Consider the following 13342-nt stretch of genomic DNA (forward strand, 5'->3'; position numbering starts at 1 on the left):
TGCAGTCACTTTAAAACACCTAGTCAGGCCGGGGGCACGGAAGTCAGACGAGGTGGGCGAAGACCACCAGGTTCTCGCTGTAGTCGCGGGCCTGACGGTCGTAGGCACCCGCGCAGGTGATGAGCCGGACCTGGGCGTCGGGGGTGTCGCCGTACACGCGCTCGCTGGGGAAGTCGTCCTTCTTGAAGGACTCCGCGCCGTCGACGACGAAGGTCGCCCTGCTGCCGTCGGCTCGCGCCACGTGGAACCGGTCGCCCTTCCTCAGCGCGCTGAGCCCCGCGAACACGGCCGGGGACGTGGCGGTGTCCACATGCCCGGCGATGATCGCCGTACCGGCCTCGCCGGGCGAGGCGCCCTTCGCGTACCAGCCGACGAGGTTGACGTCGTCGGCCGGAGGCGGTTCGAGCTGGCCCGAACGGCCGATGGCGAGGTCGGTGAAGGGCGCGTTCACCGAGATCTTGGGGATGTACAGGCGGACCGGCCGGGACCGCGGCAGCCGCGGGCCGGTCCCGGACGCGGCGGTCCGGTGCGGCGCCGCGGAGGAGGGCCGCGCGTCGGGCACGGCCGGCGCGGCGGAGGTGACGGGCGCGGCCGTCGGGACGGCCGGTGGGGCGTGCGGCGGACCGCCGGCGTCGGACGACGACTCGCCACGGCCGGCGACCAGGCTCACGGTCAGGACCAGGACGGCGAGACCCCAGAAGACCGACACGGCGGTGCGGAATCGCCGCTTGGACGGCGCGGGGGCGGGTTCGGCCGGGGACGGGGGGCTGGGGCTGGGGCTGGCTGCCATCGGAGACCACCTCATTCGGGCACGGCAGCGGAACGGACACAGGGACGCGGCATTCGGGAGGACGAGCCGGGCCGCCGCGACGCGAGGAGCACGTGCGGCGGCCGCGGCGGCTATCGGTCAGGCCTCGGTCATGCCGCGCCCTGTGAGGCCTTCTGGCGCCGCAGGGCGTACAGGCCGGTGCCGGCCACCGCCAGCACCGCGAGACCGCCGGCCGTCACGCCCGGCGCGGAGGCCAGGCCGCCGCCACCGGTGTGCATCCCGCCGCGCGGCTTGTGGTGCTTGTCGCCGTGCCAGGAGCCCTTCTCGTGGTCGTCGTGCTTGCCGTGCTCCTCGTGCTTGCCGTGCTTGTCGCCCCAGGCGTCCTCGTCGTGCTTGTCGCCCCAGGGGTCGTCGCCGCGCTCGCCGTCAGGCTCGTGCTTGGGGTTGTCCCAGTCGTCGGCGTTCACCGCGGTCAGCGCTCCGCCGCCCGTGTGTACTCCGCCGCGCGGCTTGTGGTGCTTGTCGCCGTGCCAGGAGTCCTTCTCGTGCTTGCCGTGGTCCTCGTGCTTGCCGTGGTCCTCGTGCTTGCCGTGGTCCTCGTGCTTGCCGTGGTCCTCGTGCTTGCCGTGGTCCTCGTGCTTGCCGTGGTCCTCGTGCTTGCCGTGGTCCTCGTGCTTGCCGTGCTCGCCGTCCTTGTGGCCGTCCTGGTCGTGCTTGTCGCCGTCCCAGTCGTGGTCCGCGGTCACCGCGGCCAGCGCTCCGCCACCCGTGTGTACTCCGCCGCGCGGCTTGTGGTGTTTGCGGTCCTTGTCGTGCTCCTTGCTGTAGGAAGTGGTGTCGTGGTCCCGGTCACCCATCGCCACCGCGTAGGCGGTGGGTGCGGTGATCGCGAGGGCGGCCGTGGCCGTGGCCGTCGCGAGCAGCATGCGGGCAGAGCGCATCGGTGAGTCCTTCCATCGCGGGCCGGGCGCTGACGCCTCGCCAGCTCACGAGACCCGGCCTCGACGTGAACCACCGTCAGTCATGCCGGGCCGTCCCACCATCCAGGGCGTTCACACGGGTTACGGCCCACACCCTTACGGCGGCATCCGCCCAGGCCGGACCGGGCCGGAAAGACCGCAACCTCCTGCCCGTCCCGCCCGTCTCCTACAGCGACGCGGGGGCGAGGTCCGCTCTCCCCCGCACCAGCTTCGGGAGGCGTTCATGGCCATGGTCGGCCTGTTCTGGATCGGCGAGGACTCGGTGTACGTGGGGGCCGAGCCCGAGGGGGCGGCCTCCGGGGTGCGGCTCTCCGAGGACGGCGTCGAGGTGCTGGGGGCCGGCCGGGGCAGGTTCTGGACGTGGGACGAGGTGGTCAGGATCGACACGCGCGACGTGCCCGTGCGGTCCGGGGTGCGGAGGCTGGCGTCCATGGCCTTCGACGCCGCGCTCGTCGTGGTCACGGGTGACGGCCAGCTGCCGCCCGCCTTCTCCGTGGAGGTGACGACGGCCGAGGAGACCGTCCAGGCCGATGTGCACGCGGCCGTCACCGGAGGGATCTACCTGCCCTCCGAGTACGAGCTCTCCGTCACCCTCCTCCAGCGGCTCGCCGACGGCGGCACCGACATCGGCGACCTCCTCGCCTGGGGACGTGACCACGCGGCCGAGGGCACTTTGCCGCACGAGGAACGCGAGGCGCTGCTGCGCAAGTGGGCCGGGGCGTAGGTCCGGGCCGCCGCGCAGGTCACCATCGCCTCTGCCGCTGACGCCCCAGGCGGCTGGGGTCCGGGTCGACCAGCTGGGCCGCCATGCCGACGAGGACCAGCCCGGCCGCGATGAGCAGCCCTTGTGCCAGGGCGATGCCGGATCCCAGGACGGCCACGCCGAGGGCCAGCGCCCACCAGGCTCCGGTACGGCGGTACTCCCGGGGCCGGGCCGGGCGGCCTGATCTCATGGCCCGGGTGAACCTGGGGTCCTCCCGCTCGAGTCGTGCTTCGAGGTCGACGAGACGTTGGTCTTCGGACTGGGGCACGGCTTCTCCTTCCCGGAACCCGACAGCGCTTCGAGGCAGGGCACGGCCGAGGCCATGGCAAGTCCTGGGGTGTCGGGCCGCGTGGCGATACGGAGGGAGACAGCCCGCCGACGCGCGGCGCGGCCGGTCTCACCAGGGCTTCAGCTTCTCCCTCCTCCAGCGGTGTCCGCCATCGGGCCCAATCCTCATCCTTCCCGGTGGCCGCCCCCTACGAACGCCCTGCCGTAAGGCGGATGTTCGGCCGAGGATGGGGTGTGGCACGGATGGCGACGCGAGCGGACGGCACGCACGCCGGATCATGACGGTGCCGAGGAGGCGGTACGCGGTGCCCTTGTTCCGGCGGATCTTCCGGCGTCTTCGCCTGGGCCGCCTCCTCGGCGTGCACGACCGGGGCGCCGCCGTCCCGGGAGCGGCCGCGGGCCGGCTCCGTGCCGTCGGCCGCATCCAGGTGCGCCGCTGACCGCCGCGGCACGCGCCGCTCTGGGTGCCGCCACGCTCGTGGCGGGTGACGGCGGCCGAAGCCATCAGCCGGGTCATGCCGCGGCGCCGGCCCGCGGCCTCGGCGAGAACGAGGCCTGCTGAACGCCCTCGTGCTCATCACTGCCGACGCCCTGCTGCGGCCGGGGCGACGTGCGAGTTGCCGACATCAGCCCCAAGCCGGTGAAGCGCCACCGGGCCGACCTGCTCCAGAAGTCCGGCACGAAGGACCATCTGGCGCTGACCCGCGAGCCCTGAGCCGGGAGTGGGTCAGCGCTCGGCCTCGGCGGGCGTTGCGGCAGAGGCGGACGCGGGTGTGCTGTCGTCCCGGGGGCCGGGCTCCGTGTCGTACGACCGGGCCGTGCGGCCAGGTCGGAGGTCCTGGGCGGCGCGGAGCGCGCGGGCGAGCAGGTGGGCCCGGCCGGCGGCGATGGGGCCGAGGATCGCGAGGACGAGGACGTACCCGGCGATGAACGGGGCGAGGCGGGCGTCGAGCCCGGCGCCGGCGGCCATGGCGGCCAGGATCAGCGCGAACTCCCCGCGGGCCACGAGGGTGGTGGCGATCTCGGCGGCGGGCTCGGTGCCGTAGCGGTACACGCGGGCGACGAGGAGTCCCGCGGCGACGTTCATGACGACGGTCAGTGCCGCCGCCGCGGTGACCGGTCCGACGACGGAGACGATGTCGCCGGGGTCGATGGAGAGCCCGAAGGCGAAGAAGAAGATCGCCGCGAAGGCGTCGCGCAGCGGGTGTACGAGTTCCCGGATGCGCGGGCCGGAGGGCGTGCCGGCCAGGATCAGGCCGACCATGAACGCACCGATGGCGTCGGCGACTCCGAGCACCTCGGCGACTCCCGCCACGAGGACGGCCGCGCCGAGAAAGCTGATGACGAGCAGTTCGTTGTCGCGGGTGGCGATCAGGCGCCCGGCCGGTTTCGTGCCGTAGCGGGCGGCCGCTGCCAGTACCAGCAGGAATCCGAAGGCCTTGGCGCTCTGGAGGACCGTGTCGCCGATGCCCTGGGCGCCGCTGATGACCGGCTGGAGGGCGGCGAGGTAGAGGGCCAGGAAGATGTCCTCGACGACGATGACGCCCAGGATGAGGCGTGTCTCCGGGCGGCCGATGCGGCCCTGGTCGATGAGGATCTTGGTGACGATGGCGGACGAGGAGATCCCCAGGACACCGGCGAGCACCAGCGCCTCCCGGACGCCCCAGCCCAGAGTGAACCCGAAGAGCAGTCCTGCGCCGACGTTGAGCAGCAGATAGATGCCGCCCGCCGTCAGCAGGCGCCGGCCGCCGCTCTTGAGGTCGTCGAGGTGGAACTCGAGGCCCAGGTAGAACAGCAGCAGCACCAGTCCGAGTGCGGAGAGCATCTCGAAGTCGTGTGCGTCCTCGACTATGACCAGGCCCGGTGTGTGCGGGCCGAGCAGGATGCCCGCGAGCATGAAGAGCGGGATGGTCGGGAGTCCGATCCTGCCGCCGAGGCGGGCGAGGAGGGCGGCGGCCAGGAAGGCTCCGCCCATGGCGAGAAGGCTGTCAGCGTGTCCCACGGATCACCGCCTTCGCGGGCACGCGGGGGGCGGATCGTTTCACCGTGCGGGGATGGATAAGGGCTCCTCCTTCGTGGGGCTGGGGCGGACGCGTCGTGCGCGTCTCAGCGCCGCCCGAGGCCGCGGCCATGACAACCGGCGCGAGCTCGGGCAACGCCGCCAGCCTCACACGGGCTCCGGGCCCGTCACCATCGGTGCCCGCACCCATCTCCGGGCGGGGGCGACACCCATCTCCGGGCGGGGCGGCCCCGATCTCGTCGTCACACGTTCCGGTGGTCGATGCCCAGCAGGCTCGCCGCCGCCCTGAAGTCGGCCGCGTGGTGGCCGACGGCGAGGGACCAGTGGTGGCCGACACCCGTCGCGCTCCAGGCGTCCACCCATTCGCCGGGATCGCGGCCGAAGTCGACGCGGCTGGTGGTGTTGCCGATCTCCAGCAGGGGTCCTGGTACGACGGTGCCTTCGGAGGTGACGAAGGACAGGCTGCCGTCGGCGTCCTGGCCGAGGCCGAGCAGGGTGACGGGCCCGTGCTGGACGTCGAACTCGACGCTCACGCCCCAGCCGCGTTTGCCGTGGTAGACGCCGAGCCCGCGCAGCAGCGGGTCGCGGGCGCTGACCGCGAGGTGGGCGGGACCGTCGTGGCCCATCTCCACGACGCCGTCCTCGAAGTTGAGGGCCTGGATCTCGGTGAAGGAGCCCCCGGCGCCGACGCTCTGGGAGGCGAGCTGGGCGACGCTGGTGCGCAGTTCGTACTCCCCGGCCGCCGGCACGCCCCGGGCCGTGAGCAGGGAGGCGCCCAGGATCATGCCGGCGCCGAGCCGCTCGTGCAGCTCCCCGTCGAGGCCCCGGTGGTAGTAGGCGAGGCTGTCGAGCCGGAAGTCCGCCACGAGCCGGTCCAGGGCGACCGACACGGTCGCGCCCCAGGCGAAGTCCTCCTCCACCACGCTGTCGTCGAGGGTGAAGACCTGCCGGGCGAGCGCCATGCGCTCCCTGGTCTCCTGCTCGGTCACACGCTCCACCCGGTGCCGCAGGTCGTCGAACTCCAGCACCTCCACGTGCGAGCCGAACGTCGTGGACAGCAGCGTCGGATCGGTCTGCACGTCGAGCATGCCGGGGTACACGTGCCCCATGAGGCCGTGCCGGGCGTGCCGGAGCGCGGCGCGGATGTGCGCGGCCCGGATCCACTGTTCGATGCGCCGCCAGGCCGACTCCTGCCGCAGCCAGCCCGACACCGACCGGAAGGGGATGCCGGCGCGCCGGAAGACGTTGCCGACCTCAGGGACGGGGCACTGCCCGCAGTAGGCCAGCCAGGCGCCGGTGTCGAAGGAGGCGTGGTCCATCTTCTCGGTCGGCTGGAGGTCGATGACCAGGACCGGCGTGTGCGTGCGCTGCGCGATCGGCAGCACCATCGACGAGGTGAGGTAGGTCGTCAGGAACAGCACGATGAGGTCGCAGTCGGCCTTGCGCAACTGCTCGGCGGCGCGCGCGCCTTCCCGGGCGTCGGAGACGAACCCGGCGTCGGTCACCTCCGCGTCCATCCCCCGGAAGCGCTCGGCGACGTAGGCGGCCGACTCCTTCAGCTGCGGGAGGAGACCGGGGAACTGCGGCCAGTACGTGCCGAGTCCGCCGGCGACCAGTCCGATCCGGGTGCGGCGCCGGGTGACCGGCGGGAGCAGGTCGTGCAGGGCGGCGGCCCGTCCGGCGGTGCGGTCCGCGGTCGTTGCCATGGTCGGTGCTCCTTGTCGGTGTGCTGCGGCTCAGGTGCTGGGGACTCGCAGGTCCGCCCTGTCCTGCGCCGCGCCGGTGGCACGGGGGACCAGGACGCGGATGATGAACACGCCCGCGAACGCGGCCGCCGTCATGCAGCCGGTGATCGTCCAGAGCAGGACGGCCGGACTGTAGTCGGCCAGGGCGGGGGTGAAGAACGCGGCGACCGCGAAGACCCCCCGTGACAGGGCGTAGGTGAAGCCCTGGGTGGTGCCGCGGGTGTCCGCGGGCAGCGTGAGCTGCGACCACACCTTGTAGTTCGCCTCGCCGGCGAAGGGGTTGGAGAACTGGTAGAGCACGAAGAACACGAGCATGCCGACGAGCGCGCCCGCGGTCAGGGACGCGATGACGAACGCGAGGATCTGCACCACCGCGGCCACGTGGAACAGCCGGTCGCGCCAGGGGGTGTCGGCGACCCGGACGAAGGCGAAGGTCAGCAGCACCCCGATCGGGATGAAGGCCAGGTTGATTCCGGTGGCCAAGCTCTGGGAGGCGTCGCTGACGGTGACGAGCAGGTAGGTGCCGAACTGGCCGAAGGTGTTGGCGCCGAGGCCCCAGGTGACGTAGAAGACGAACGTCGCGGTCATCGGCAGCAGGGCGGCGCGCGTCCAGATGTTCTTCAGGGCGCTGCCGGGCGGGGCGGCCGCCGTCTTCTCCTCCGTGTCCTGTTCGTCGGAGAGTTTCAGGCGGGAGCGCAGGGCCCAGGTGACGAGCGCGGCGACGGCCAGTTGTCCGGTGATGATCCGGGCCCCGGTCATGCCCGTGGTGGACAGGACGAAACCGAGGAAGATGGCGACGGCGATGCCCAGCATCCACATGACCTGGGTGAAGGCGACGAGCCGTCCCCGGGCCCAGGAGGGTGCGGCGTCCGAGACCACGGCCAGGGACGTCGGCAGGTCGGCGCCGGCCGCGAGTCCCGCGATGAGGACGCCGGTCAGCAGCGTGATGTCGTCGGGTGCCAGCGTGATGACGATCGCCCCGAACGCGAAGCAGAAGATGTCCCAGTTGTAGACGCGGCGGCGGCCGAAGAGGTCCGCGAGCCGGCCGCCGACGAGGGATCCGACGGCGATGCAGCCGGTGACGATCGCGCTGATCGCACCGGCCATCCACACGCCCATGTCGTAACTGTCGCGGTAGATGGCCAGGTTGACGGAGATGCTGACGATCAGCCCGGCGTCGAGATAGGAGGCCATGCCCGACAGGGTGGCGGCCTTCCAGAGCTGTTTGGGGATGGGGCGGGTACCGGCCATGATGCGACTCCGTCGTCTGGTGACATCGCGGTTCCGGGGGCCTGGTCGCAGCGAATATAGGGCGAGAAAAACGTTGCAACAAGGTGTCGTGCAGACATGGGTGACATGACGTCGGCTTCCCGGTGGCGTGCTCGTGTCTGGCGTGGCCGATCCAGGTCGCCTACCGTGAAGGGCGGCCTAAAAACGTTTTAGGGGAAGGACCGCGTCCGTGATCTCCCCGGTGCTCCGGCAGCTCTTTGACGACCCACCCCGTGATTTCGGTCCCGCCCCCCTGTGGTGGTGGTCGGGTGCGAAGGTCACTCGCGAGCGACTCGCCTGGCAGATGCGGGCGTTCGCCGAGGGCGGTGTCCACAACCTCGTCGTGATCAACCTGGCCCCGGCCGGCCCGACGTTCGGCGCCCGGGCCGACGATCCGGCGTGGTTCGGCGAGGAGTGGTGGGCACGCTTCACCGACGCCTGCGAGATCGCGGCGGAGTTGGGCACCCGCCTGTGGTTCTACGACCAGGTCGGGTTCTCCGGCGCCAATGTCCAGGGCGGTGTGACACACCGTCATCCCGAGGCCAGGGGCTGTGCGTTGCGCTGCCGGGACGTCACCGTCTCCCGGGGCACGGTCGCCCTGCCGGATGCCGAGACCCCGCTGGCCGCGTACACCGCGCAGGGGCGGCGCCTCGACCTCTCCGCGGACGGCCCGGACACCCTGACCGTCGCCGCCGCCGACGGAACCGGCGTACGGCTCGTCACCACCGTACCCACGGCGTTCGACTACCTGGACCCGCACGCCATCGGCCTGTTGATGGACGCCGTGCACCACGAGTACGACCGCCGTGTGCCCGAGCACCTGGGCACCGTCATCGCGGGCAGCTTCCAGGACGAACTGCCGGGCACGAACGCCTGGAGCCACCGCTTCGCCGACGAGTTCCGCGCCCGGCGCGGCTACGACCTGCTCGACCACCTGCCGGCCCTGTTCGGCACGGACGCCACCGTGCCGCAGACGAAGATCCGCGCCGACTACTACGCGGTCCGAGCGGAACTCACCGAAGAGGCCCTCTTCCGGCCGCTGGCGGCATGGCACCGTGAGCGCGGGATGCTGCTGGGCAGCGACCAGAGCCACCCCGCCCGTGCCGGATATCCGGCCCAGTCGACGCAGATCTACACCGACTACTTCCGCACCCACCGCTGGTACGGCGCCGCAGGCAGCGATCACCACGGCGACGCCAAGGTGCACTCCTCCATGGCCCACCTCTACGGCCACGAGCGGGTGTGGATCGAGGCGTTCCACTCCTCCGGCTGGGGCGGCACGCTGGAGGACACCTACCACTGGCTGCTGCCGTTCCTGCGCAGCGGCGCCAACCTGTACAACCCGCATGCCAGTTACTTCGGCACAGCGGGCGGCTGGTTCGAGTGGGCACCGCCGTCCACCGACTGGCGCCAGCCGTACTGGAAGCAGTACCCGGCGTTCTCCCGGGCCGTGGCCCGGATCTGCTCGATCATGTCCTGGGGCGGCTACGCCGCCGACGTGGCGGTCCTGTACCCGACCGCCACGATGCAGGCCCTCGTCCCGCTGGACGCGCCCGTCCGGCACTTCGGCGACGGCCGGCTGGGCGACGGGCACGCCGACGCCGACCAGACACAGCGCCACTACCTGGATCTGTGCGGCACGAACAACTGGCTCGCCCCGCACCCCGGCGCCCTGGACCGGCGCGGCATCTCCTTCGACGTGGTCGACGACGACTCGGTGCAGCGCGCCAAGGCCGCCGACGGCGCCCTGCGGATCAGGGACCTGGCGTACCGCGCGGTGCTGCTGCCGTCGGCGAGCGTGCTGGAGGAGGAGACGGCGCGGCGGCTGACCGAACTGCTCGGCGTGGGCGGCCGCGTCGTCGTCGTGGGCCGTCCGCCGGCCACGGCCGCCGGCCGGTCCGGCGACGACTCGGTGGTGGCGGCCCTGCTGGCGCATCCCCGGCTGGAGCGGGTGCGCGACCCGGAGTCCGGCGCGGCGGCCGTGGCCGACGCGGCCGGTCACGCCACGGGCGAGGTGCCGCTGCTCGTCAGGCGGACGGGCAACGAGGCGGTGGCACTGGTCACGGCGGCCTTCCCCGAGATCGGCGCGCATCCGCTGCGGACCCGGTCCTCTCCCTCGGATGGTGCCGTCGGCGCCTCGTCCGTCACCGTGCGGGCCTCGGTCGCCGAGGCCGAGGTCTGGAACCCGGCGACCGGCTCCCGCACCCCCGCGCACGTCACCGTCTCCCCCGACGGCGCCGTCTCGACCATCGACGTACCGCTGGACGGCGCCCCAGCGGCCCTGGTCGTGTGGCGCGAGGGCCGGCCGACGCCCAGACCTCCTCAACAGGAGGCGCCCGCCCGGGTGATCGACGTCTCGACCGGCTGGCACGGCCGCTTGGTCCCCACCATGGACAACACCTGGGGCGATCTGGCACTGCCCCCGGGTTCGCCGGTGGACGAGCCGCAGATCTGGGCCATGGAGTGGACCGAGGGCGGGGCTTGGGAGCGGACCCGGGTCACGTACGGCAACCGGGTCCGCGTCCTGCCGCCGGTGCCGCTCGGTCAGGTGCCCGAGCCGCTGGACGCCGCGTCCGTGGAGCGGGTTCTGGCCGGTGAACTGCCCCTGGTGCCACCCGACGCGGGCTGGGACGTCGCCGTGTACTCGTCGAGCCGGGGCATCCCGGACCCGGGCGGGCTGCTGGGCCTCAAGGGGCTGGTGAACGAGGAGTTCGTACGCGTCCCCGTCCCGGGCGGCACAACGGCCGCCCGGGTCCGGGCGATCGTGGAGACCGAGCAGCGGGGGCCCGCCGAACTGCACGTCGGCGCGGAGTGCGGCAAGCGCGTGTGGTGGAACGGCGAGCCGCTGGAGCCGGACGGCGGCGGTTACCTGGCCTCCGCCCGGGTCACGGTGACCCGGGACCGCAACGTGCTCGAGTACGAACTGTCCGGCGCCCAGAGCCGCCCCTCGACGATCTCGGCCGCCGACGGCACTCCCCTGGGCAGTTTCTTCTGTCTGTCGGAGCCGGGCGGGCTCGGGCCGCGTCCGCGGTTCATGCGCCCACCGGAGGAGGTGCGGCCGGACGGTCGCGTCACCTACCGTGCGCGCATCCACGTCCCGGGCGACGACGCGCGGGCCGTGCTCGTCGTGGGTGCCGCCTCGGCGGTCACCGTGCTGCTCGACGGGGAGGCCGTGGCGCGGCAGGAGAAGGTGGAGTACTACGAGGCGGACTGGGGCGCCGTGCCCATGTTCTTCCGCCACGAACCGGCGCTCGGGGCGGGCGGGCACACCCTGGAGGTCGTGGCCGACAGCGCCGACGCCCGGGACGCGGTGTTCGTCGACCTGGTGGTGCGTTCCGGGGCCGGGGTGACGGCCCTGGTCAGCGGCGCCGGCTGGGAGGCCGAGTCGGGCGGCCGGCGCGGGCGGACCGTCGAGGACGAGCGCAGGCGGGGCGAGTTGCAGCACTGCCACGCCGCGGTACGGCCGCACCCGCTGCCGGACTCCGGGTGGCTCACGGGCCGGCCGGTGCTCGGCGGCACCGTATGGACGTCACGGTCGACCGACGATGTCCAAGCGACACCACAGCGCTTCCGGTTCACCGTGCCGGCGGGAACGGTGTCGCTCGACCTGCCCTTGGCGCTTCGCGCGAGCGTGCGCGTCGGGTCCGGGCCGGAACTGCCCCTTCCAGGCGCACAGCTGAATATCCGTCAGCCTCTCTCCGAGTCCGCACCGGTCGAGGTGGTCACGGAACCCACGGCGGTCCTGCGGGCCGGTTCCGCCTGGCGGGGGCCGGTGCGTGTGCGTGCCGTACCGGCACCGCTGCCCCTGGGGGACTGGCGGGAGCTGGGGCTGGGCAGTTGGAGCGGAGGCGTGACGTACGCGCGGGCCCTGGAGGTGCCGTCGGGGCCCGCTCCCGTGCTGGATCTCGGGCGGGTGCGCGGCAGTGTGGAAGTGTCGGTCGACGGGGAGCCGGCCGGTGAGGCGTTCTGCGCGCCGTACCGTTTCCCGTTGCGTGGTGCCGCCGGGCGGACCGTACGGCTGGAGGTGACCGTCCGGGGCACGCTGGCGCCGTATCTCGCGGAGGCCACGCCGACGGCCTGGGCGTTCGACTCCCAGCTGGCGTCGGGGCTGTGGGGGCCGGTGACGCTGCGGATCCCGTCCGACCGCCGGGGTGGCGGGGTCTAGGGTCTGTCGTTTGGATCACGCCGCAGACGCGGGGTCTGGCGCGCACATCTGCCGCGTTGTCGTCGGTTGCCGACTCCCCCACGCTCGCCTTCGCTCGCGCGGGCGGTGCCCCCATCGCGTCGACGCCCTCCTCCGCCTTGCAGCTGCACACACCAGACCCCGCTCACCGGCACTGAACAGCACCGTCGATTTCCTGCGGCCTGATCCAAACGACAGACCCTAGTCGTCGGAGGGCGGTCGGGTGGAGTCGCGCAGAACGAGGCCGGGGGCGAAGACGCGGGTCTCGTGGACGTGGTCCGCGCGGGCCTCGATCTCGTCGAGGAGCATCTCCACGGCCGCCCGGCCCAGTTCCTCGACCGGCTGCCGCACCGTCGTGAGGGTGGTGGCGCCGAAGGTCGCGACGTCGAGGTCGCCGTAGCCGACGACCTGAACGTCCTCGGGGATGCGCACGCCCCGGTCGGTCAGGCCCCGGCACAGGCCCGCCGCGAGGAAGTCGTTGGTGCAGAACACCCCGTCGGGCAGTTCCCCGAGGTCGTGCGCGATCCGCGTGCCGTACGCGACGGTCATCCGCTCGGCGACGACCTGGTCCAGCCGTGCCTCGCGCCGGCTGCGCACGGCCTGCCGGGCGCCCTGGTAGCGGTCGGCGCACTGGCGTATGCCGCGCTCGCCGTTGACGACGAGGATGTCGCGCGCACCGCGGTCGAGGAGGTGCTGCACGGCGATACGGCCGCCGGCGATGTCGTCGACGGAGGCCGAGCAGCCCTCCCGGTCGGGCATCGCGCGGTCGGCCAGGACGAGCGGGATGCCCCGCTCGCGCAGCCGGGCGAGCCGGCCCGGGTCGGCGCTGAGCGGCACGACGACGACGCCGACGGCCCGCTGCTCCACGAGCATGCTGAAGTAGCCCTGCTCCCGCTCCGGGGCGTCCCCGCTGTGGCAGAGGACGAGGGAGTAGCCGTGGTCGTAGGCCGCGTCCGCGGCGCCCCGTGCGATGCGCGCGTAGAAGGAGTTGGTCACGTCGGGCAGCACCAGGCCGATGGCCGAGGCGCGGCCGGTGCGCAGGCCGGCGGCTCCCGGGTGGGGAACGTAGTCGAGCGCGGCGACCGCGACGCGGACGCGCTCCGCGGTCTGTGCGTTGACGCGCTCGGGCCGGTTGAGCACGTTCGACACGGTGGACACCGAGACGCCGGCGGCTGCCGCGACGTCCTGGATGCGGGCGGGGCGTGCCGGAACGGCGTTCACCCCCTCGCTCTCGCAAGCCGTGCGACCAGGCACGACGGTGTCCTTCACGGGCGCCGCAAGTATAACGTGACCGGGCGTGGAACGTTTTTCCCGCCCGGTCGACG

10 protein-coding genes are annotated in these 13342 nt (G+C 72.7%); 3 read left to right on the forward strand and 7 right to left on the reverse strand.

Features of this window, described 5'->3' with window-relative positions; translation table 11 throughout:
• Positions 1–43: 43 nt before the first annotated feature.
• Positions 44–790, reverse strand: coding sequence for a class F sortase (locus QC385_RS01000; RefSeq protein ID WP_279539307.1), 747 nt, complete (start codon positions 788–790; stop codon positions 44–46).
• A 128-nt stretch (positions 791–918) separates the two neighbouring features.
• Positions 919–1710 carry a hypothetical protein gene (locus QC385_RS01005; RefSeq protein WP_279539308.1) on the reverse strand — a complete coding sequence of 264 codons (792 nt, stop codon included), beginning with the start codon at positions 1708–1710 and terminating at the stop codon, positions 919–921.
• A 262-nt stretch (positions 1711–1972) separates the two neighbouring features.
• On the opposite strand from QC385_RS01005, the gene QC385_RS01010 reads away from it, so the two are divergent.
• Entirely contained in the window at positions 1973–2473 is a 501-nt protein-coding gene (locus QC385_RS01010; RefSeq protein WP_279539309.1) for a hypothetical protein, read from the forward strand.
• A 19-nt stretch (positions 2474–2492) separates the two neighbouring features.
• Here QC385_RS01010 and QC385_RS01015 read toward each other — a convergent pair whose 3' ends face one another.
• Complete coding sequence (locus QC385_RS01015) at positions 2493–2780, reverse strand: DUF3040 domain-containing protein (RefSeq protein ID WP_279539310.1); 288 nt, start codon at positions 2778–2780, stop codon at positions 2493–2495.
• A gap of 325 nt (positions 2781–3105) precedes the next feature.
• Here QC385_RS01015 and QC385_RS01020 point away from each other — a divergent pair, with 325 nt between their 5' ends.
• Positions 3106–3240: a hypothetical protein gene (locus QC385_RS01020; RefSeq protein ID WP_279539769.1), complete on the forward strand. Its 135-nt coding sequence runs from the start codon at positions 3106–3108 to the stop codon at positions 3238–3240.
• Positions 3241–3527: 287 nt separating this feature from the next.
• On the opposite strand, the gene QC385_RS01025 is transcribed toward QC385_RS01020, so the two are convergent.
• The 3 genes from QC385_RS01025 to QC385_RS01035 form a co-directional block, all read right to left on the reverse strand.
• Positions 3528–4802, reverse strand: a complete 1275-nt coding sequence (locus tag QC385_RS01025; RefSeq protein ID WP_279539311.1) for a cation:proton antiporter — start codon at positions 4800–4802, stop codon at positions 3528–3530.
• Positions 4803–5062: 260 nt separating this feature from the next.
• A complete protein-coding gene (locus QC385_RS01030) occupies positions 5063–6526 on the reverse strand; it encodes an L-fucose/L-arabinose isomerase family protein (RefSeq protein WP_279539312.1) in 1464 nt (487 codons plus the stop codon).
• Positions 6527–6556: 30 nt separating this feature from the next.
• Positions 6557–7816, reverse strand: coding sequence for an MFS transporter (locus tag QC385_RS01035; protein WP_279539313.1), 1260 nt, complete (start codon positions 7814–7816; stop codon positions 6557–6559).
• Between the two features lie 208 nt (positions 7817–8024).
• Here QC385_RS01035 and QC385_RS01040 point away from each other — a divergent pair, with 208 nt between their 5' ends.
• Positions 8025–11999 carry a glycosyl hydrolase gene (locus QC385_RS01040; protein ID WP_279539314.1) on the forward strand — a complete coding sequence of 1325 codons (3975 nt, stop codon included), beginning with the start codon at positions 8025–8027 and terminating at the stop codon, positions 11997–11999.
• Between the two features lie 219 nt (positions 12000–12218).
• On the opposite strand, the gene QC385_RS01045 is transcribed toward QC385_RS01040, so the two are convergent.
• Positions 12219–13271 carry a LacI family DNA-binding transcriptional regulator gene (locus QC385_RS01045; RefSeq protein WP_443032820.1) on the reverse strand — a complete coding sequence of 351 codons (1053 nt, stop codon included), beginning with the start codon at positions 13269–13271 and terminating at the stop codon, positions 12219–12221.
• Between the last annotated feature and the right edge of the window lie 71 nt (positions 13272–13342).

Source organism: Streptomyces sp. DH10 (assembly GCF_029813805.1).
GTDB lineage: Bacteria > Actinomycetota > Actinomycetes > Streptomycetales > Streptomycetaceae > Streptomyces > Streptomyces coeruleofuscus.